Genomic DNA, 21,349 nt, shown 5'->3' with positions numbered 1-21,349 from the left:
ATGACGGATCCACGTTTTGATTCACGCACGGTTAAAGCCCCAACCGGACCAGAGCTAAATACAAAAAGCTGGCTAACCGAAGCCCCCCTTCGCATGCTAATGAATAACCTACATCCAGACGTGGCCGAACACCCTAATGGCTTAGTTGTCTACGGGGGAATTGGACGGGCCGCACGCAACTGGCAATGTTTCGATAAAATTGTCGAGGTGCTTAAACGTCTTGATGACGACCAAACCTTGTTGGTGCAATCCGGTAAGCCTGTCGGGGTATTCCCGACCCACAAAGATGCACCCCGTGTGCTTATTGCCAACTCAAACTTGGTGCCGCACTGGGCAAACTGGGAACATTTCAATGAGCTCGATAAGCAAGGGTTAATGATGTATGGCCAAATGACCGCGGGGAGCTGGATTTATATCGGCTCACAGGGCATTGTTCAAGGCACTTACGAAACCTTTGTTGCCGTCGCTAAGAAGCATTTCGATGGTGAAGCCAAGGGGCGTTGGATCTTGACCGGTGGTCTGGGTGGCATGGGTGGCGCACAGCCACTGGCAGCCACCATGGCTGGCTTTTCAATGATTGCGGTTGAGTGTGATGAAAGCCGTATCGATTATCGCTTGCGCACTGGCTATGTCGATCGCAAAGCTACCTCGCTTGACGAAGCCCTGGAGATGATTGAGCAAGCCAATCAAGCTGGCAAGCCCGTTTCCATTGGGTTACTGGCCAATGCGGCTGATGTTTTCCCTGAGCTGGTGAAGCGCAATATCACCCCCGATGTGGTCACCGACCAAACCTCAGCCCACGACCCTCTCAATGGTTACTTACCGCAAGGTTGGACCATGGAGCAAGCCGCTGCTCAGCGCAAAGAAAACGAAGCAGAGGTTGTGAAAGCGGCGAAAGCGTCAATGGCCGTACAAGTAAAAGCGATGCTTGATTTGCAAACGCGCGGCGCAGCAACCTTGGATTATGGCAATAACATTCGCCAAATGGCGCTCGAGGTAGGAGTTGACAATGCCTTTGATTTCCCAGGGTTTGTCCCTGCCTACATTCGTCCGTTATTCTGCCAAGGAATTGGCCCGTTCCGCTGGGCGGCCCTGTCAGGCGATCCGGAAGATATCTATAAAACCGATCAGAAAGTCAAAGAGCTGATCCCGGACGACCCACACCTGCACAACTGGCTTGATATGGCCAAAGAGCGCATTCAGTTCCAAGGTTTACCGGCTCGTATTTGCTGGGTGGGTGTCAAAGACCGTGCCCGCCTCGCCCTTGCCTTTAACGAAATGGTGAAAAATGGCGAACTCAAAGCGCCCGTGGTGATTGGCCGTGACCACTTAGACTCAGGCTCAGTGGCGAGCCCGAACCGTGAAACCGAAGGCATGCTTGATGGCTCAGATGCGGTGTCAGATTGGCCATTGCTCAACGCGATGCTAAACACAGCATCAGGGGCCACCTGGGTATCTTTGCACCATGGTGGCGGTGTTGGTATGGGCTTTTCACAACACTCTGGCGTTGTCATAGTGTGTGACGGTACCGACGATGCACACCAACGTGTGGCACGCGTGCTGCGCAACGATCCCGCGACCGGCGTCATGCGCCACGCCGATGCCGGGTACGATATTGCCATTGATTGCGCCAAAGAAGAACAACTCGATCTGCCGCTGTTGGACTTACCTAACCAACCGCTGCGCTAAGGAGAGCAAGATGTACACATTAACGCTACAACCTGGTGAGCTCACCCTAGACCAACTACGACAAGTCAGCCGAGAGCCCGTGCAACTGGCGTTTGCTGACGGCATTGAAGCCACTATGAAAACCAGCACCGACACTGTCACCAACGTCCTTGAGCAAGGACGGGTGGTCTACGGCATCAATACGGGCTTTGGCTTATTGGCCAATACCCGCATTGAGCTGGACGATCTGGAAACACTCCAACGCTCGATTGTGCTGTCTCACGCAGCGGGCATTGGTGAGTTTATGGACGATGCCACCGTGCGCCTGATGATGGTGCTCAAAATTGCGAGCTTGGCGCGTGGCTATTCCGGGATCCGCTTTGAGGTCGTCAAAGCGCTGGCAGAGTTGGTCAACCGCGAGGTGTATCCCTGCATCCCCAAAAAAGGCTCCGTGGGCGCTTCAGGCGACCTTGCGCCTCTCGCGCATATGAGCACGGTACTATTGGGAGAAGGCCAAGCGCGTTATAAAGGCGAAGTGATTTCTGGTGAAGCCGCGTTAAAAATCGCTGGGTTATCGCCTATTACACTGGGGCCAAAAGAAGGTCTGGCGCTACTTAATGGTACTCAGGCGTCTACGGCCTTTGCCCTCGAAGGCCTGTTCGAGGCCGAAGATCTGTACGCCGCCGCCACGGTTTGTGGTGCATTATCAGTGGAAGCAGCCCTCGGCAGCCGCCGCCCCTTCGATCCACGCATTCACGCCGTACGCGGCCACCAAACCCAAATGGATGCCGCTGCCGCCTATCGCCACCTATTGAATGAGTCCAGTGAAATTGGCGATAGCCACCAAAACTGCGAAAAGGTTCAAGACCCTTACTCACTGCGCTGCCAACCACAGGTGATGGGCGCTTGCTTGCAGCAAATTCGCCAAGCCGCCGACGTGCTCATTACGGAAGCCAATGCGGTATCCGATAACCCACTGGTGTTCCCAGAAGATGGCGACATCATTTCTGGGGGCAACTTCCACGCCGAGCCCGTTGCCATGGCTGCAGACAACCTCGCATTAGCGATTGCAGAGATTGGCAGCTTGTCGGAACGTCGGATGGCACTGCTCATCGACACTAACCTCAGTAAACTCCCTGCCTTTTTGGTGAACAATGGGGGGGTTAACTCTGGGTTTATGATCGCACAGGTCACTGCTGCGGCGTTGGCCAGTGAAAACAAAACCCTGGCCCACCCCGCCTCGATTGACAGCCTGCCTACCTCTGCAAACCAAGAGGATCATGTCTCTATGGCGACCTTTGCTGCTCGCCGCCTACATGATATGAGCAGCAACACACGCGGTATTTTGGCCGTTGAACTGCTCTCAGCCAGTCAAGGCATTGACTTTCGTGCCCCTCATAAAAGTTCTGAGCGCTTGGAGCAAGCCAAAGCGGAATTGCGTGGCGTGGTGCCGTTTTATGATAAAGACCGCTACTTTGCCCCCGATATCGAAAAGGCTAATGCACTGCTTAAAACCGGCACCTATAATCGCTTAATGCCAAATAGCCTCTTGCCGAGCTTGTCTACCGTCTCTTAACCGTGGCAATAAACACCAAACCGACAGTTAAACGGCTCTTTATGAGCCGTTTTTTATTCAAACTGTTGTCATATCCACAGATATTAGGCGACATCCTAGGCTACTATATAACCAGTTACTGTTACTTCCCCCTTTACCTCGATGTAACGGAGTCGCTTATGTGGCATGCCCTGTCTGTACACCTATCCGATCAACTCGGGATTGATTTTGAGATCACCGAAAAACACGCTCTCAGTGGTGGCGACATCCATGATGCCTATTGCATTAGCGATGGCGGCGATCAACGTTTTTTCGTCAAGGTGAACGATTTTCGTCAAGGTGAACGAGCGTGCCCTACTCCCCGCCTTTGAAGCCGAAGCAGAAGGGTTACGTCAACTCGCGATGAGCGGCCATATTCGTGTGCCTCAGGTGTATTTTGTTGGTCCCGTGAAAGATAACGCTGTCTTAGTGCTCAACTATCTGCCCATCAAACCGATAGACGATACGCAAGCGTATTTGCTGGGGCAACACTTAGCGCGCCATCATCGTTGGGGGGAACAAGCAGAATACGGCTTTGATGATGATAATTACATTGGCACCACGGAGCAGAGAAACTGTTGGCACCGCAAATGGTGTCGTTTTTTTGCTGAACAACGCATTGGTTGGCAATTGCAATTGGCGGCTGAGCGCTCGCTGCATTTTGGCGACATCGATACCATTACCGAAAATGTTAAAGCCCAACTTGTCGGCCACACGCCTAAGCCCTCGTTACTGCATGGGGATCTTTGGTCGGGCAACATGGGGCTGTCGGTCAACGGCCCTGTGGTGTTTGACCCGGCTTGTTATTGGGGCGACCGTGAGGCCGATATCGCCATGACAGAGCTCTTTGGCGGTTTCCCGCAAAGCTTTTACAACGGCTATCAAGCCGAGTGGCCGTTAGATGAGGGCTATCAACAACGAAAAGATATTTATAACCTTTATCATGTGCTTAACCACGTCAACTTATTCGGCGGGCCATACCTCACGCAAGCAGAACAATTGCTGACAAAACTCACACTCACGGTGTAGGATGCGGAGCACACAAACTGAGAATGAGGTTGGCAATGTTATCTGCCGCAATATTTGATATGGACGGCCTGTTGGTTGACTCAGAGCCGTTTTGGCAACGTGCACAAATTGACGTATTGAGCGAGCTGGGTGTTTCCATCAGTTTGCAAGACACACGTGATACCACAGGCGTTCGAATTGACGAGATAGTCAAATACTACGCACGCACTCAGCCTTGGCAGGGTCCCTCCAATGCCGACGTACAAGCGCGGATCGTCGACCGTGTGGTGGCGTTAGTGAAAGACGAAAAACCGATGATGCCGGGCGTTAAAGACGCGATAGCAATTTGCCATCAAGCCGGACTTAAAGTGGGTTTAGCCTCGTCATCGCCCCTTACGCTTATTCATCCAACTCTCGATGCGTTAGGACTCAGTGAGCAATTTGCCATTGTCGAGTCAGCGGGCGCGCTTAAATACGGCAAGCCTCATCCAGAGGTTTATCTTAACGCCGCCAACGCCTTGGATGTGGATCCCGAGCACTGTGTTGCCTTTGAAGACTCATTTACCGGCCTACTTGCCGCCAAGGCGGCCTCAATGAAAACCATTGTTGTGCCCGCCGCTCACGAGTGGGAAGATCCCCGTTTCGTGATTGCCGACCAAAAGCTTGCGAGCCTTCGCGCATTTAGCGCAGATAATCTCGAATCGCTCTCGCCGTCGACGTCGTAATAGCAGCATAAATGGCATTCACCGGCATTCAGGTGATATGCCATTTGTCGCGACGCAAAGCCCAGTTTATCGATCATATTCTTCCCTACGTTTATCCCCTTACCATCCTCATCTATACTGACCTTAAGTACAGAGAACCGAAAAGAGGTGTGTAACCATGGACGATATGACTGACCGGATCGTTAATTGCCCGCACTGTGGCCATCGCTTTGATATCACATTGGATCTGAGTGGTGGTAACCAAGAGTTTTATGAAGATTGCCCAAACTGTTGCAATGCCATTCATTACGATATGCAGATTGATGAATCTCATCGAACCATTAATCTGTTTATTGATGCAGACGATGAGCAAATTTTCTAGTCGTTAGGCTCGCAGCCACCGCCACTCGCTATCTTAAAATCATTGCATCGTCGCAGGTGCGAAATTGATAGTGCTTTCGCTTTCCTTTCTCTTCCACTCGCACGTATAATTGCGCGCAATCGATTCCTCCCTTCCTTTCACTTAAACATGTTGAGGCCAACGTGCAGCAATACCATGATGAAGCAAGAGCCATTGTTCGGCTGAGTGTGCCTGTTTTTATTGCCCAAATAGCGCAAACCTCTATGGGGTTTGTCGATACCGTGATGGCAGGTGGCTACAGTGCTACCGATATGGCGGCCGTGGCGGTAGCCTCAAGCATATGGATGCCCGCGATTTTATTTGGCATCGGCTTGCTAATGGCGATGGTCCCGGTGATTGCCCAGCTCAACGGGGCTGGTAAAGCAAACCAGATCCCTTTTCAATTTCAGCAGGGCGTGTACATGGCACTGCTATTAAGCGTGCCGATTGGGCTCATTTTATATAAAGCTGGCTTTATTATTGACTTGATGGATGTCGAAGCGGCGCTCACGGTTAAGACCATTGGTTACTTACATGCCGTGGTTTGGGCCGTCCCGGCTTTTTTGCTTTTCCAAGCGATTCGTAACTTATGTGAAGGCATGTCACTCACAGTTCCAGCAATGGTAATAGGTTTTATCGGCCTGGCCGCTAACGTGCCGCTTAACTGGATGTTCGTCTACGGTAAGCTGGGGGCCCCAGAACTTGGCGGCGTCGGATGTGGCGTTGCCACCGCGCTAGTGTACTGGCTGATGGCAGCGCTGATGGCCGCGTATGTGATGATAAGCAAAAAGCTAAGTGGTCTACACCTATTCGCCACCCTTTACACGCCGATTATCAAAGAGCAAATCCGCTTATTTAAACTCGGCTTCCCCGTGGCGGCCTCGCTCTTCTTCGAGGTGACCTTGTTTGCGGCGATTGCTATTTTAATCGCCCCACTTGGGCCGATAACCGTGGCCGCGCATCAGGTGGCGATCAACTTCTCCACCATGATCTTTATGTTACCGATGAGCCTTGGCGTGGCAGTCAGCATTCGTGTCGGCCACCTATTGGGCAAACGCACCACCGAAGGCGCGGCCAATTCCGCTAAAATTGGTATTTGGCTTGGTGTCAGCACGGCCGTAATCACTGCTCTACTCACCGTATGGCTACGCGATCTCATTATCGCCCTGTATTCGGATAACCCCGACGTCGCCACGCTGGCCTCATCATTGATGTTATTAGCGGCTATCTATCAGATCACCGATGCCATTCAAGTAGTCGCCGCCGGTGCCCTGCGTGGCTACAAAGACATGCGCGCGATTTTCCAACGCACCCTAATCGCCTACTGGGGGCTGGGCTTGCCGCTCGGTTATGTGCTTGGTATGACAGACTGGCTGGTGCCGGCCATGGGCGCACATGGTTTCTGGGTTGGCATTATTATCGGCCTATCTAGTGCGGCTGTATTGTTGGGTCTACGCTTACGCTGGATGCGCCAACAATCCCCCGAGTTCCAACTAGCCATGGCAGAGCGGTAAATAAATGACATAGCCCCGCCAATGCGCTTAAGCTAACACTACGCAGAGCGATCGCGGGTTGGATCGCTCGCGTAAAATGAAGCAGTGAGTCTGAAAAGGTAAAGGATAAAAACGACATCATGCGCCGAATACAAACCGCAATACTCGTCATATCGTTAGCAGCATTAGCGGGATGCCAATCAGATGATCCAGCCAAGGACATGATGACCGACTACTATCAGCGACTTGGGAATGTGTTGGATGCGCCAACCCCCGATTTCACCGCCCCTGAGCTACCGACATTGCCACGTAAACGCGATCTGGTTCAGCCGCTTGATGAACTGCGAATGGGGGTGCTCGATGCCTATGAGCTTCGCCAGTGTGGCTTATTCAACCTTATTGCAGAACGTAACTCATCCTTGGGTAAAGTCGCGGATCGCTTTCGCCAACTTGACTACGAGCTCAAATTCATCGATACCGCGGCGCAGTGTTTGCCGCAAGTGAAGGATCCAAGTATTCACGCTGAGCTAGAAAAGGCGCTGGCGCTTAAACGCCAGCAGCGGGAGAAAGTGATCTGGAATACCTTGATTGATAGTGATGCTTGGCGCGCGCAGCTCAACTTGCCGGCGTTTACGCTCCCCATCGAGCTTCCGGCACATAGCAATGCGGTCAACACCATTGCGCAATTTAGCCAATTAATACCCTCAACCCAAGCGCCCACAGAGTCTGTTACAGACTGGCAAGAAAGCATCGAAAAACAGCCAATTTTAGGCGATTTGTTTGTGAGCTTGAGCTATCACACCGCTTGGCTTAACCAAACCAGTGAACTGATTGCTAACCATCAAGATAAAGTGCGTTGCGGCGGTAATTTCGATACCACCCGTTTAAAACGCCTGCAGACTGTCTTTTATAAGTTTTACGTGGGTGATGTGCAGCCATATCTGGCTCGGGTAGATGGGCTGTATCGCGATCTTGCCCCGGCTCTTGCGCGTCTTGCGAGCTTAAACACGCCTGACACATTTAACGATTACAAAAACGCCTACTGGAAGGGAGACGCTTATCAGGCCTACAAAGCGGCGATTAAACATCATGCTGATGTCTGGCAACAATTGTTCCAGCGTTGCGATGTCAAACTCGGCCAATAACGCATCAACAATCAGCGCGTCACCGTTAAAACAGTCACTCACGCATGACAGATAGCGAAAACATCGCCATATTGACGATCAAATCGCCAAACAGTCGTTTCTACGCAAAAATATGGGCTTAAGCGCTTGCGTGACACAGATGAACTCGCTACTATTCATCCCGCTTTCAAGCACTGTGCGTCCGTAGCTCAGCTGGTTAGAGTATCGCCTTGACATGGCGGGGGTCGGTGGTTCGAGTCCACTCGGACGCACCACGTTGCTTGAAAAATTAAACTATGCGTCTGTAACTCAGTTGGTTAGAGTGTCACCTTGACATGGTGGAAGTCGGTGGTTCGAGTCCACTCAGACGCACCACATTTTGAAATTCGCGTCCGTAGCTCAGTTGGTTAGAGTACCGCCTTGACATGGCGGGGGTCGGCAGTTCGAGTCTGCCCGGACGCACCATTTCCAGAGAGCCTGCTTTTAAGCAGGCTTTTTTGTTTTGCGCGAATACCGCTATCGGCTCATTAAAGCTAGATAGGCTCACGCCAAAACGCGCTACGAATACGCCATCAATACCATGAAATAAAAACGGGGCAGGCACAAACACCCACCCCATTTGTTCTTGCTTGTTCGTTTTACGCTACGGCGCTATCGGCCGCTAACACAAACTTTTCAATCGCTTTGGCCACACCGTGCTCATCATTGCTCTCGGTAATGTAATCCGCGATTTGCTTGGTTGCTTCCATGGCATTCGCCATCGCAATCCCAAGGCCCGCATATTCCAACATCGCGTGATCGTTTTCAGCATCGCCCATGCAAATCACCTCGTTAGGTTGAATACCTAAATGCTCCGCAATGGCGGCCACCCCCGTCCCTTTATTGCTCTCAGGGTTTAAAAACTCGAGGAAGAAAGGCGCACTTTGTACGACTGTAAACTCCTCCCGCAGCGCGGATGGTAAAGCGGCGATCACTTCATTTAACTTGCTTGGCTCCGCCACCATCAACACTTTGATAATCGGATGATCATCACTTAGGGTCTCGAAATCCATCACGGTAATATCCAGGCCGTTGATCTTGCCCTCAATCTCGGTGTACGGATTCTGTGCTGGGGTAATCAAACCATGTTCAGTACTAAAGGCATGCACAGAGGCTCCCAGTGCCTCGGCGTGCCGAGCCAATGTTTTAGCGGCTTTTCCGTCGAGCCCTTTTTGCAAGATCACCTTATCGGTCCCCACGTTTTTCACCATCGAGCCATTGTAATAAAGCACAAAGTCTTTATCTGAATGGATACCCAACTCATCCAGCTTAGGCTGCATGCCCTCAAGCGGCCGACCGGACGCCAATACCACAGTCACGCCTTTTTCACGCGCGCGGGCAATGGCTTGCTTATTCTCAGCAGAGATTGCTTTCTCGCTGTTTAACAAGGTGCCGTCCATATCCAAGGCGATTAATTTGTACATCGTTTACTCACTTCAACATCAAAATAAAATCAGAAATTGTCCCAGAACCACAAACTAAACGCCGTGCCTACAACAACATATCGTCTTCAATCGCAATAAAGCGATCGACACTGCTCACCAAGGAATTAGCCGTTAGGGAAGGCACACCAAGCACGATCGCTTCAGTGTGATAGCGCGCGCGGATTTTGTTCATCAGCAAGTCAAAATCTCCGTCGCCAGATAACAGCACCACGGTATCGACCTCGGGAGCGGTTTCCATCACATCAATAGCAATCCCCACATCCCAATCGCCTTTGGTACTGCCATCGGCGCGTTGAATATAAGGTTTGAGCTTGACGGTAAAGCCAATGTGGCGCAGGGCATCTTGAAATTTGATTTGCTGATCGTCATCACGGCGAATGGCATAGGCATACGCGGTTATCACCTCCCCCATGTCATTGAGGGTTTGCCACAACTGGCGATAGTTAAACTGACGCCCGTAGGCTTGGCGTGTGGTGTAGTAGATATTTTGAACGTCGACAAAAACCGCGATTTTTTTCAAGTCAGGCTCACAGTCGGTGGGAGAATTGAAGCCAGAGAGGATACCACATCACGCGACCTTGAAGACAATCACAAGCGTCGCCGCGTCTAGCCAAAACAAAAAAGCCGCTGACAACAGCGGCTCTCACGAGAAATATAAACGATTACTGACACTTAGCCGTTTGCTCTGCCTTTGTGAGCATGTCTTGCTGCTCTTTGATCGTTTCTCTTACTATTTTATCGAAAAACTTTCGCTTTTCTCTCGACGATGAGTGACGTACGAAGTCAGAGAAAGCGGTAGATTTTACCTTATTACGCTTGTTCTGCATGGCTTCCTCCTCTCGTTATACCGACGATACGTTCAAGCGATTCTCGATTGTACTTTTTGCGCAATAACGCGTCAATGTCACTGACGTTAAAGTGTGGTCTCTTGTTATCGCCATCGACGTTTTTCTCAATAAAAGTGATATCAATCTGATCCCTAAATAGTTTCTTTAGTTCACTCACCACACGTTGCGATTTTAGGAACTGATTGATGAAGACTTCACTAGGGACACGACGGCTTTCAACACTTTCTCTCGCTTTCACTAGCCGCCAAGCTTGCACTGGCTCTTGATATACAAAAACAATCATAACAAAGCGGCCTTTTTTCAAAGATCGCTCAATATTATCTTTCGCTTTATCGAAATTGGAAAGCGTTGAATCAAGAATAAAGCTGACTCTTCGCTTCAAAGCACGATCATGAATAGCCTCTACCAAGATTGTAGCTGGACGCTGAAACAAGGGCGAATTATAACCTTGATAATCTTCAAACTCCTTTCTTAACTCGTCGTTCTCTATGTGCACCAATGTCAGGTCGTGCTCATTCTTAAAAGCACGAACCATCGCTCTAGCCGCTTCCGTTTTACCTGCGCCTGGCGACCCTGCCATAAATACAGAAGCCGCTTCCTCCTCCTCGGGCAAATGATCAACAAGCTTTCTAGCAATCACTTTTTTCATTGCTTTTGCTTGCTTTATAGCTTTATCCGTAATTTGTTGATCATCCATTGAATTCGCCTTTAAACCAGCAACGTCATCCAGTCCTAGCACTCTGCTCGGACGCTAAGTCATTAACTCAATCCAACAATATTACCCTCATCATCGAGGTCGAGGTGCATAAATGCCGGTTTTTCCGGTAGGCCAGGCATAGTCATCACGTTGCCGCATAAGGCATAGACAAATCCGGCACCCGCGCATAGTTTCAACTCGCGGATCGGTACATCAAAGCCTTTGGGAGCGCCTTTTATCGCACCATCGGTTGAAATAGACAGCGGCGTTTTCGCCAAACAGACCGCCAAACCGTCATACCCTTGCGCTTTCAATTGTTGCAGTTGCTGTTTCGCGGTTTCACTTAACGTCACGCTTCCCGCGCCATAACCGACTTCCGCAACCACCATCAGTTTTTCTTCCAAACTTTGATGGGCACGATACAAGGGCGAGAATGATGCATCGGTTTCACATTGCGCGACCACTTGTTCCGCCAGTTCACGCGTACCCTCACCACCTTGGGCAAAGCCTTCACTGATCGCTACTCTTACCTTGTAGGGCAGGGCTTCAATCATCGCCTTGAGTGTCGCAAGCTCGGCATCACTGTCTTGTGGAAAGCGATTAATTGCCACCACCGCCGGTACACCATATTGATTCACATTGTTGATGTGCCATTTGAGGTTTTCGAACCCTGCTACTAATGCCTCATTATCATCCGCAAAGAGCGCGTCGGGCATGGGCTGACCAGGCTGTAAATTGTAGTGACCTGAGTTGGCTTTTAAGCCACGCAATGTCGCCACAATCACCGCACAATCTGGCGCTTTACCCGATGCTTGCGCTTTGATGTTGCAGGCTTTTTCAAACCCCATGTCTGAGCTAAAGCCGCCTTCGGTGACGGTATAGTCACCCAGTTTGAGGGCAATGTTATCGGCGATAATCGACGAATTGCCATGGGCAATATTGGCAAAGGGGCCGGCATGGATTAGCGTCGGCACGCCCTCTAAGGTTTGCATGAGCGTGGGTTCAATCGCTTCTTTCATACTCACCGCCATCGCGCCGGCCACCTGCAAATCCTCGGTGGTGATCGGCTCACCGGTATGGCTATAAGCCAACACTATGCGGCCGATGCGCTGACGCAGATCGCGAAGACCGCTCGCCAACGCCAAAATCGCCATTAGTTCGGAGGCGGCCGAGATATCAAACCCGCCTTCACGCTCGTAGCCGTTGATGGTTTTGCCAGGCTCGTTTTTACCCACAGTTACCATACGCAAGGCGCGATCGTTGTGATCCATCACCCGCTTCCATACCACACGACTTGGGTCGATTTTTAACGCTTTTAAGCCACTACGCGCCTCAAAATCGTCATAGCCTAGGCGTTGCTCGTGATAGATTCGCGCATCAATAGCCGCAGCAGCCAAGTTGTGCGCCGCGGTCACCGCATGAATATCTCCCGTTAGGTGGAGGTTGAGCTCCTCCATTGGAGCCACTTGCGAATAACCACCGCCAGCTGCGCCACCTTTCACACCAAATACGGGCCCCATCGAAGGCTGACGAATACACGCTGTCACAGAATGATTCAGCTTCGCTAAGCCTTGCGCCAGGCCAATGGTGGTGACGGTTTTTCCTTCACCCAAGGGCGTGGGAGTGATGGCGGTGACCAGAACCAACTTTCCCGTTCGGTTGGAGGCAAGACGCTTTACGCAATCGAGAGAAACTTTGGCTTTATAGCTACCTTGCGTTTTAAACTCTGAGTCAATGAGGCCAGCTTGCTTGGCAATGGTAGATATGGGAGCGAGTGTGGTATTACGACAAATCTCGACATCAGGCAGCATGAAACCCTCTCAACAGCGCACAATATGTTTAAAGCAAACGTTTGCGTGAGCATAATACCGCTAAAATAGCTATTGTAAAGCGAAAGGACGCTTGCCGTAAGCGTCCTTTAACGTTTTTATCATGCCTCGCGCCTATGCTTGCGCGTGGGAGCGAGTTAAGCGTGATTTAAGCGACTTTAAATTGCCCGACCAAGGTATCGAGATCTTGGCCAAGCGAACTCAGCTCTTCCGCCGCGTGTGACGACGTCTCGCTCGCGTTTAGTAAGCTGGTGACAATGTCGCGTATTGATATGAGGTTACGATGAATATCTTCGGTGACCGTGGTTTGCTCTGATGCTGCGCTGGCAATTTGCGAGGTCATATCGTTCACTTGCGAAAAAGCCGCACTCACCGAGGTGATTCGCTCGCCAATTTCTGATGAGATCGTTGCCATGTTTTGGCACTCTTGATCACTGTCGGCTATGGTTTTGACCGCACTATCCACATGCACATGCAGGCCATCGAGCATGTCACGGATCTCATGAGTGCTGGTTTGGGTGCGACTGGCCAAGGTGCGCACTTCATCAGCCACTACCGCAAAGCCTCTCCCCTGCTCACCCGCACGGGCCGCTTCAATCGCCGCATTCAGCGCCAGTAGATTGGTTTGCTCGGCAATCTCACCAATCACAGACAGCACCGAGGTGATCTTGTCCGACTGGGCTTTAAGCTGGTCCACCTGCCCGCTCGACTCACCCATTTTCGCTACCAACCGCTCAACCGACGAGATAGATTCATGCACTTGGGTTTGTGCATTCTGGGCGTCTTGGGTGGCAGACGTAGCGGCATCAGCAACCTGAGTAGTGTTCTGTGCCACTTCCTGCGCAGCAGAGCTCATTTCTGTTACCGCGGTGACCACTTGCTCGGTCTCGTTATCATGGGTTTGTAGTTTTTGCGCTACCGCAGATGTTTGCTGAGCCATATCACTGGCGGTGCTGTTTACTTGTGCCGTCACTTGCGCCACACGCTGAATAGTCTGCTGCAGTTTCTCTACAAAACGATTAAACGCATGGCCAAGTTGAGCGATCTCATCATGGCCATGCACGTGCAAGCGCTGAGTGAGATCACCCTCGCCACTGGCGATATCATTAAGCTTATCGAGCATGTTTTTCACCGGCTCACCAATACGCTGCGCAAACCAACTCACTAATAAGCCGGTAATCACTACCGTACCTAGCCCAAGCAAGGTTAAACGGAAAATTTGCGCATCCAGGGTTTGCTTTGCGTCGGTGCGATAGGCTGCGACCTCTTGCTCAATGTCATCGGTGTAGGCACCTGTGCCTAATAGCCACTGACCGTTATTCACCATTACCGCATAGCCTATTTTATCAATCAGCGCATCGGTACCCGGCTTATCAAACATAAAATTGAAGTAGCCATCGCCACGTTGTGCGGCCTCAAGCAGGCCCTGAATGACCTTGTTGCCTTTCGGATCGGTAAAATCAATCAGGTTTTTCCCTTCAAGCGCAGGCTTAACAGGATGAAACACATTGATCCCCTGTTTGTTGTAAATAAAAAAGTAACCCGCGTCACCAAACTGTACATCTGTGAGCGCTGTTTTCACCTCGGCCAAGCGATCATCACTGGTGCCAGGATTAATACGCTTAACGATGTTTTCCGCCACCTGAGTGACTTCTTTTAGTTGCTTTTTACGCTCGTTAACCAGCTTGTCCCGAAACGTAGCAATATTTTCCTCTATTAATGCCTGTTCGTTATAGGCCGTTACCGCACTCATAATCAGCATCGAGGCGATCAGTGGCACGATGGCAAGTAGCAGTATCTTCGTTTTAAACATCAGCTTCATTGGCAATTACCCTGCAGACTAACTTTGTAAGCAAATGCTACTACTTAACTAGACAGACAAAAATATAAACTGCTGTTTTATTTGATCTAAACGCAGTTTCACCCCCGGGGCTGTGACCCGGGTTGGAATGTCATGTAAATGGAAAGGTCTTTGTCATATCCTGGTGTGGATTTAACTCTTTAACTCGCGTCTGTGTGAGAGCGAGCAACTCGTCTCACCAAACCATTCTGCTATTTATCCCGTATTCTTAGTGGCGTATTCAGGAGGTGGCTATGAAAAATCGTAAAGTGCCGCATGGTAAGTTTTCTCGCTTTGGTGCACTGGCTTCGTTGGCGGGACGGGTGGCGTCGAATGTGGCGTGGGAAGGAACCAAAAAGTTTGCCCAGGGTAATCGGCCGAGTCGTAAGGACCTGGTAATGTCGCCGACCAATATTGCCCACGTGGCGGATAAACTGGCGGATTTGCGTGGGGCGGCGATGAAGGTTGGTCAGTTGCTTTCGATGGATGCAGGAGATCTGATCCCGCCAGAGCTTAGTGATTTGCTCGCCCGCTTACGCAGTAACGCCACGCCCATGCCTCCGGCGCAGCTTAAAGCAGTACTTAATGACGAGCTGGGCGATAATTGGCAGGCTGAGTTCACTCATTTTCGTTTCTCACCCATCGCGTCAGCATCGATTGGCCAAGTGCACGAGGCCTATACCGATGCCGGTGAAAAAGTGGCGGTAAAGGTACAGTACCCGCGCATCAAAGACAGCATTGATAGCGATGTGGATAATGTGATCACCTTATTGCGCCTCAGTGGCCTGCTCCCCAAAGAAGCCAACTATCAAGCCTTACTCGATGAAGCCAAGCAGCAGCTGCATGACGAAGCCGATTACCGCAAAGAAGCACAAGCACTGACACGGTTTGGCGACCATTTGAAAAATGCCAACGGTTTAATGGTGCCAAGAGTGCACGCAGCCCTTACCTCTGATCGCGTTCTCACCATGAGCTATATGGCAGGAGAACCGATTGAGCGGCTCAACAACGCCTCAGAGACAATTCGTCATCGTGTGATCAGTCGCTTATTCCAGTTGCTGTTTGAGGAAGTCTTTGTATTCGGTGAAGTACAAACCGACCCCAACTTTGCCAATTATTTGTATCAGCCTGACACCGGGCGTGTGGTGTTGCTCGATTTTGGCGCCACCCGTCAGTATGCCCCGACCTTTACCGATGGCTATCGCAAGCTATTTTTAGCGGCGATTGAAAAAGACAACGTGGGTATTGAGGCGGCACTGACCCAAATTGGCTTTTTTGCCGAGCACATCTTGCCGGAGCAAAAAGCCAGCGTGCTGGAGCTTGTGAACACGGCGTGTGAGCCGATCGCAACGGATGCGCCATTTAATTTTGGCGACGCCGATTTAGCGACCCGTTTACGTAACCGAGGGATGGCGCTGAGCATGGAGCAAGGCTATTGGCACACGCCGCCGGCGGATGCGCTGTTTTTACACCGTAAAATTGCCGGGTTGTATTTGCTGGCGGCCAAGTTAAACGTCAGCTTTAATGTCCGCCAGTTGTTGCTGCCTTATTTAATCCACTCACACACGGCGAAGTCGGTCGAAGCGTAACCACCCACAGCGTGCGGCGCGGTGTCCTAGGGGCTATCGCGCAGCGCCTCACAATAGGCGACCAAATCTTCCGCGGCCCAGTGGCTCGACACATTACGAGCGGTTAAAGCAGCATCAATCCGCCCTTCGCTGACTACCTCAAACCAATGGCTGAGCATCGCGGCAAAACCTTTGCTCGCTTGCATACCCGTCCAATCTGGCAAGGTCAGCTGTGTGGTGACGTTGTCTTGCATGCGCGCACCGCGGGTAAAGCCATCAAAGAAATAGCACTCGTTACGATAGGCCGCGGCAATGGTTTCTTTGGTGACCCCATACTGGCGGTTCATGCTGGCCTCAAACAAGCTATTGTCGCGGTGCCAACGCACATCTAAACGCCCGAGCAAGCCCTCGCTAAATTGCGCAAACACATCCAAGTCATCAATATTGATGTCACCATGGACATTAATGCTGTCGAGCGGATGAATGAAATCATCAAAAACAAAACGACGTGGCGCATCGGGCAGCGCATGACGGTGTTTCTCCCAACGCAACGATAAAAGCGGTGTGCCCAGCTCATCTTCAGGGCGCTGGCCATTAAGGTGGGTGTTGAGCAAAGGCAAATAACGCCGGTTAAACCCGGCAAATAAGGGGGTTTGTTGTTGCTCTGCAAGGTTGAATAAGGCTTCAACCTCCGCGCCTGATTGAGCAACGGGTTTATCGACAAACACTGGCACGCCTGCTTGTAAGCAGGTACGAATCAAGGCCGCATGAGAGTCGGTCGCGCTGTGGATCATCACCCCATCCACCCCTAAGGCTAAGCACTCGTGGATATCACTTGCGGTCTCACTCACACGATATTGCGTGGCCAGCGCCGCCCGTTTCGCGCTATCACGGCTGCACAATACCCACTCCAGCCCCGGCCAGTTGGCCATCAATGGCAGGTAGGCTTTTTGTGCGATGTCCCCTAACCCGATCGATGCGATCTTCATGCCTTCTCCTTACATCGTGCGTTCCCGCGGGCCAAGTCCGCGCTGGAAGTCGCCAGCAGAAATCAGTAACCTAGCTGCATTCTACACAGTGTAAATCGTTATGAATATTTTAATCTCTTGGTTTTCTCAGGCGGGCGCATGGTTAACACCCTGGCTCAGTGATATTGCAGTGGCGATTGTCGCGTCACTGTTGGTGGTTTTTGGCAATGATATCAACCGGACGCTACGCCGTTTACTGACCGGCCATCATTTTATCGTGCGTACACTCGTTTTTGTGGCGATCAATGCCTTTGGTTACGGTGCTTTTATTATCGCCGTCTCCCCTTGGTTGGCACGACAAATGCGCGGATGGCCAGATCATTGGCTTTTTGCCGGCTTGGTCGCGACCTTTATTTTTATTGGTATGTGGGCACAACGGCAGCGACAAATCTAACGCCTAGCCACTACACTCACCCACAACCGTTGAGTTACGAATGTGAGCGAGAGGCTTTGCTACATGATATCGATGAATTGTCCGCCAACGAGACACATCAAGCAATCCGGCGGTGGCCTCTTGGCGTATTGGTGAGAAAAAGGAGAGATGTATGCAACGCGGATTAATGTGGTTTCGCCACGACCTTCGAATACATGATAACCCTGCACTCGCCAATTTAGCCTCGAGCTGCGATCAACTAACCTGCGTGTTTGTGATTGATCCAAATTGGTATCGCGCGGATCACTTTCAAAGCAAGCACCTCGGAGCTCCACGAGAAGCGTTTTTATGGCAAAGCTTAACCGAGCTGCATCGCGCGCTGGATGCGATGGGACAAAAGCTGATCATTCGCACCGGCAAGCCGCTCGAGGTGGTGGCGAATTTGTGTATGGATCACGCGTTTGATCTTATTGGCGTGACGGATCACCCAGGCACGCGCGAGCGTCATCAGGTTGATATGCTGGTCGAGCGCTTTCCACAGCGAGTGGTCGTCTCGGATGCTCACACCTTGTTTACCCAGCACCAACTACCTTTTGATTTACCGGATATCCCTGCCACGTTTACCCAATTCCGTAAAGCGGTGGAAAAACGGGAGCTCATGCCGCGCCTGCCGCTGCCGGTGCCTGAGTCGTTGCCTGCCCCCATCACAGCGATTAAGTCCGACCCCGCGCCCTTGTCTGATCGCCGAATAGCCCCTTATCAGGGCGGTGAAATAGCCGGCCGCGCGCAGCTCAATCATTACCTTTGGGATACTCACCGCATTCAGCGTTATAAAGAAACGCGAAATGGCTTGGATGGTTGGGATTTTTCGTCACGCTTATCGGCCTGGCTAGCTAACGGCAGTTTATCCGTGCGCTGGGTCGCTGCAGAGCTCGATCGCTATGAGCGCAATGTCGAGAAGAACGAGTCCACCTATTGGCTATATTTCGAGCTATTGTGGCGCGAGTATTTCCAATGGATGCTGTATCACTACGGTGCCCGTTTTTTTGCCTTTAAAGGCATTGCCAACAAACGGCCACTCACGACCTTTTATGCCGAAGCCTTTATGGCGTGGCGTGAAGGCACCACGCCTTTTCCTATCGTCAATGCGGCGATGCGCCAACTTAAGCAAACGGGTTGGCTCTCTAATCGCAGTCGACAATTGGTCGCCAGCTGCTTAATCCATGAATTAGGCGTTGATTGGCGCTATGGCGCGGCGTACTTCGAACAACAACTGATTGATTTTGATGTAGCGGCTAATTATGGCAATTGGCAATACTTAGCAGGCGTTGGTGCCGATCCGCGCGGCAGCCGCCGATTTAATCTCGATAAACAAGCAGCACAGTACGATCCCGATGGCACATTTGTTAAGACTTGGGTGGGAGAACACGAATCATCCGAACTAAAGTGACCTTATAAAATCACCACTTTAGCCCTCGGCGGCTGGCACAGCCGCCGACGTATATTGAGCGACTAACTGAATCACACGATCACTGACCCGACGAGAAAATAGGAGGGCAATGTGGGTCACCGGGTACAGATCGTGACTGATCATGCCCTCGATTTTGGTCTCTTCAACCAGCACAGTGCCATCGCAAACTTGGTCTTTTAATAACAATCCAGCGGGTCCCCACGGGCAATCGCCGGCAAGGCTATGTAATGGCGGAAGGTTTTGCCAGGGTTTGACCTTGTCAGGGATAAGCATCTCTTCGCTGCGTTGAAACAACCAGCCGCCCCACCCCAGATCGCCAAAGATACGTGCCAACTTCGCGCCCTGATGCGGTGTGCCCAAGGTGATCACGGCACGAATGTCGAGAGGTGGTCTATCGTTCTGCTCTGTGTGCTGTTCCAAGTAACGGCGAATAATGAGTCCGCCCATCGAGTGACCAACCAAGACCGCGGGCTGGTCGCCAATAAAAGCATTTATCTTAGCGGTGATATCATCCAGATCCGGATTAAGCGTATTATAAGAAACATTCAGTACCTGATGCCCTTGTTTTTCCAAGCGCTCGCACAGCGGAATCAAAAATACGCCATGCATGTATAACCCATGAAGAGTCACTATTTTCATCCCGCCTCCCATTCGCCGCTGCGTCCAGCATACCAAGGTATGCCCCTTGCTGCCCATAGGGGGTTGATACGACAGAGAGCTTGCATCACAACAACGAGGACGCGTTAACAAAAAACGCCCCACAAACAGTGAGGCGTTGATGATGTATTGGGACGCGCATGGCGGCTTATGCGTGATGTCTAATTAGAAAATCAGGTGCGCAATCCCCGCGATGACAGGCAGTGTGACCAGCGTACGTAAAATAAAGATCACGAACAGCTCCCACAGCTTGACTGGGATTTTGCTGCCCAGCAACAACGCCCCAACTTCCGAAATATAAATCAGCTGGGTCACCGATACCGTAGCAATCACAAAACGGGTCATTTCACTGTCGATTTCTGCGGCTAAGATGGCCGGGATAAACATGTCTGCAAAACCAATCACCATGGTCTCAGACGCTTTCACCGCATCAGGGATATGCAGCAGTTCAAGCAATGGTACAAACGGTGCTCCTAGGATGCTGAACACATCGGTGTATTCGGCGACCATCAACGCGGCAGTACCAATCGCCATCACAACCGGCAATACACCGAGAACCATATCGACGGCGTTTTGTACGCCCTCTTTTAGCACACTGCTTACCGAGCGAATTTTCTCGGCACGTGTCAGTGCACAGTGCAGTCCATAACTCAACGTATTGTGACCAGCCGGTAAGACTTCATCATTGGTTTCACGCTCAGCGTTATCGATAAGCGCATCTTTTTTCCAGCTCAGAGGCGGTAGACGAGGCACGATAATCGCCGCGGCAATCCCCGCTAGACAGACGGTGAGATAGAACCAGGCAAACATGTGCATTAAGTCAACTTGGGCTATCACCACCAAACTAAAGCTGATTGAAACCGCAGAGAACGTCGTACCAACCACTGCTGCTTCACGCTGGGTGTAAAAACCTTGCTCATATTGTTTACTGGTCATCAAGATACCGACACTGCCATCGCCTAGCCAAGACGCGGCACAATCAACCGCAGAACGCCCCGGTAAACCGAATAGTGGGCGCATTACCTTGGTGAAAATCGCGCCAAGCAGCTCAAGCAAACCGAAACTGGTCAATAGCGGCAGTAATAGGCCAGCAAAGATAAACACAGACAACAAGGTAGGCAGCAGCTCATTGAGCACAAAGGCCCCCGTTGTTTCTCCCATGATGACCGGCGAGCCCAAGCCATAAAACGCCATCACGATAAAGGCAGCCCCGAAAACACGGGTGACAAGCCATACGGGTGAGACGTTAAACAAGCCATTAAGAAAGCCATTTCGCATGATAACAGCAGGTTTGGTCAGCGTAACCAACACTGAAACAACGGCACTCAACACCACTAAGGCAGTGACGACCGCTGTTGCACTGTTACCTAGTAAGTCCAAGACACTGCTCGCCATCACCGCAATCGGAATAGTGACACTGTCACCGAAACTGACGGGCGTCATGAAAAGGAACAACCCCAATAGTGATGGGATTGCGAACATCAGAATGTTTCTCATCGAAGGTGACTTCGTAGAGAGAGTGTCAGTTTTTTGCATACGTCTGAATCCTGAATTTATATTTAT

General features: G+C 51.2%; 17 protein-coding genes, 3 tRNA genes and 1 pseudogene. 13 read left to right on the top strand and 8 right to left on the bottom strand.

Annotation, left to right across the window (positions count from 1 at the left end; genetic code table 11):
• From hutU to FCN78_RS06385, 10 genes and pseudogenes are all read left to right on the top strand, one after another.
• A complete protein-coding gene (gene hutU, locus FCN78_RS06430; RefSeq protein WP_077459457.1) occupies positions 1 to 1,689 on the top strand; it encodes a urocanate hydratase in 1,689 nt (562 codons plus the stop codon).
• Positions 1,690 to 1,699: 10 nt separating this feature from the next.
• Positions 1,700 to 3,244: a histidine ammonia-lyase gene (hutH, locus tag FCN78_RS06425; protein ID WP_077459456.1), complete on the top strand. Its 1,545-nt coding sequence runs from the start codon at positions 1,700 to 1,702 to the stop codon at positions 3,242 to 3,244.
• A 158-nt stretch (positions 3,245 to 3,402) separates the two neighbouring features.
• Positions 3,403 to 4,291: pseudogene (locus tag FCN78_RS06420) on the top strand (fructosamine kinase family protein).
• A 35-nt stretch (positions 4,292 to 4,326) separates the two neighbouring features.
• Positions 4,327 to 4,995, top strand: a complete 669-nt coding sequence (gene hxpB / locus FCN78_RS06415) for a hexitol phosphatase HxpB (RefSeq protein WP_077658617.1) — start codon at positions 4,327 to 4,329, stop codon at positions 4,993 to 4,995.
• A gap of 157 nt (positions 4,996 to 5,152) precedes the next feature.
• Complete coding sequence (locus tag FCN78_RS06410) at positions 5,153 to 5,356, top strand: CPXCG motif-containing cysteine-rich protein (RefSeq protein ID WP_069362368.1); 204 nt, start codon at positions 5,153 to 5,155, stop codon at positions 5,354 to 5,356.
• A gap of 161 nt (positions 5,357 to 5,517) precedes the next feature.
• A complete protein-coding gene (locus FCN78_RS06405; protein WP_077599842.1) occupies positions 5,518 to 6,888 on the top strand; it encodes an MATE family efflux transporter in 1,371 nt (456 codons plus the stop codon).
• 119 nt (positions 6,889 to 7,007) lie between these two features.
• The gene (locus tag FCN78_RS06400; protein ID WP_077658616.1) at positions 7,008 to 8,012 is read left to right on the top strand and encodes a DUF3080 domain-containing protein; all 1,005 of its coding nucleotides are present in this window, start codon (positions 7,008 to 7,010) and stop codon (positions 8,010 to 8,012) included.
• Positions 8,013 to 8,189: 177 nt separating this feature from the next.
• Positions 8,190 to 8,266, top strand: a tRNA-Val gene (locus FCN78_RS06395).
• Positions 8,267 to 8,289: 23 nt separating this feature from the next.
• Positions 8,290 to 8,366 (top strand) — tRNA-Val (locus FCN78_RS06390).
• A 13-nt stretch (positions 8,367 to 8,379) separates the two neighbouring features.
• Positions 8,380 to 8,456 (top strand) — tRNA-Val (locus tag FCN78_RS06385).
• A 173-nt stretch (positions 8,457 to 8,629) separates the two neighbouring features.
• Here the strand turns inward: FCN78_RS06385 and FCN78_RS06380 are convergent.
• The 5 genes from FCN78_RS06380 to FCN78_RS06360 form a co-directional block, all read right to left on the bottom strand.
• Positions 8,630 to 9,454, bottom strand: coding sequence for a Cof-type HAD-IIB family hydrolase (locus tag FCN78_RS06380; RefSeq protein ID WP_077522130.1), 825 nt, complete (start codon positions 9,452 to 9,454; stop codon positions 8,630 to 8,632).
• Between the two features lie 67 nt (positions 9,455 to 9,521).
• A complete protein-coding gene (locus tag FCN78_RS06375; protein WP_077658615.1) occupies positions 9,522 to 9,995 on the bottom strand; it encodes an NYN domain-containing protein in 474 nt (157 codons plus the stop codon).
• A 290-nt stretch (positions 9,996 to 10,285) separates the two neighbouring features.
• Positions 10,286 to 11,020, bottom strand: a complete 735-nt coding sequence (locus FCN78_RS06370; RefSeq protein WP_077658614.1) for a zeta toxin family protein — start codon at positions 11,018 to 11,020, stop codon at positions 10,286 to 10,288.
• Between the two features lie 62 nt (positions 11,021 to 11,082).
• Positions 11,083 to 12,831 carry a formate--tetrahydrofolate ligase gene (locus tag FCN78_RS06365; protein ID WP_077658613.1) on the bottom strand — a complete coding sequence of 583 codons (1,749 nt, stop codon included), beginning with the start codon at positions 12,829 to 12,831 and terminating at the stop codon, positions 11,083 to 11,085.
• Between the two features lie 166 nt (positions 12,832 to 12,997).
• Positions 12,998 to 14,671: a methyl-accepting chemotaxis protein gene (locus tag FCN78_RS06360; protein WP_077658612.1), complete on the bottom strand. Its 1,674-nt coding sequence runs from the start codon at positions 14,669 to 14,671 to the stop codon at positions 12,998 to 13,000.
• A 266-nt stretch (positions 14,672 to 14,937) separates the two neighbouring features.
• Here FCN78_RS06360 and FCN78_RS06355 point away from each other — a divergent pair, with 266 nt between their 5' ends.
• Positions 14,938 to 16,278 carry an ABC1 kinase family protein gene (locus FCN78_RS06355; protein WP_201258637.1) on the top strand — a complete coding sequence of 447 codons (1,341 nt, stop codon included), beginning with the start codon at positions 14,938 to 14,940 and terminating at the stop codon, positions 16,276 to 16,278.
• 26 nt (positions 16,279 to 16,304) lie between these two features.
• On the opposite strand, the gene FCN78_RS06350 is transcribed toward FCN78_RS06355, so the two are convergent.
• Positions 16,305 to 17,246, bottom strand: a complete 942-nt coding sequence (locus tag FCN78_RS06350) for a Gfo/Idh/MocA family protein (RefSeq protein WP_077658610.1) — start codon at positions 17,244 to 17,246, stop codon at positions 16,305 to 16,307.
• 100 nt (positions 17,247 to 17,346) lie between these two features.
• On the opposite strand from FCN78_RS06350, the gene FCN78_RS06345 reads away from it, so the two are divergent.
• Positions 17,347 to 17,679: a DUF3392 domain-containing protein gene (locus FCN78_RS06345; protein ID WP_069361264.1), complete on the top strand. Its 333-nt coding sequence runs from the start codon at positions 17,347 to 17,349 to the stop codon at positions 17,677 to 17,679.
• A gap of 151 nt (positions 17,680 to 17,830) precedes the next feature.
• Positions 17,831 to 19,108 (top strand): DASH family cryptochrome, encoded by a 1,278-nt coding sequence (locus FCN78_RS06340; RefSeq protein ID WP_077605484.1) that lies wholly within the window; start codon positions 17,831 to 17,833, stop codon positions 19,106 to 19,108.
• Positions 19,109 to 19,126: 18 nt separating this feature from the next.
• On the opposite strand, the gene FCN78_RS06335 is transcribed toward FCN78_RS06340, so the two are convergent.
• Positions 19,127 to 19,768 (bottom strand): esterase/lipase family protein, encoded by a 642-nt coding sequence (locus FCN78_RS06335; protein ID WP_077658609.1) that lies wholly within the window; start codon positions 19,766 to 19,768, stop codon positions 19,127 to 19,129.
• Positions 19,769 to 19,951: 183 nt separating this feature from the next.
• Positions 19,952 to 21,322, bottom strand: a complete 1,371-nt coding sequence (locus FCN78_RS06330; RefSeq protein WP_412458333.1) for a YjiH family protein — start codon at positions 21,320 to 21,322, stop codon at positions 19,952 to 19,954.
• Between the last annotated feature and the right edge of the window lie 27 nt (positions 21,323 to 21,349).

Source organism: Salinivibrio kushneri (assembly GCF_005280275.1).
GTDB lineage: Bacteria > Pseudomonadota > Gammaproteobacteria > Enterobacterales > Vibrionaceae > Salinivibrio > Salinivibrio kushneri.
The sequence above is the reverse complement of the archived record's forward strand: the minus strand, read 5'-3'. Positions and strand labels throughout refer to the sequence as shown.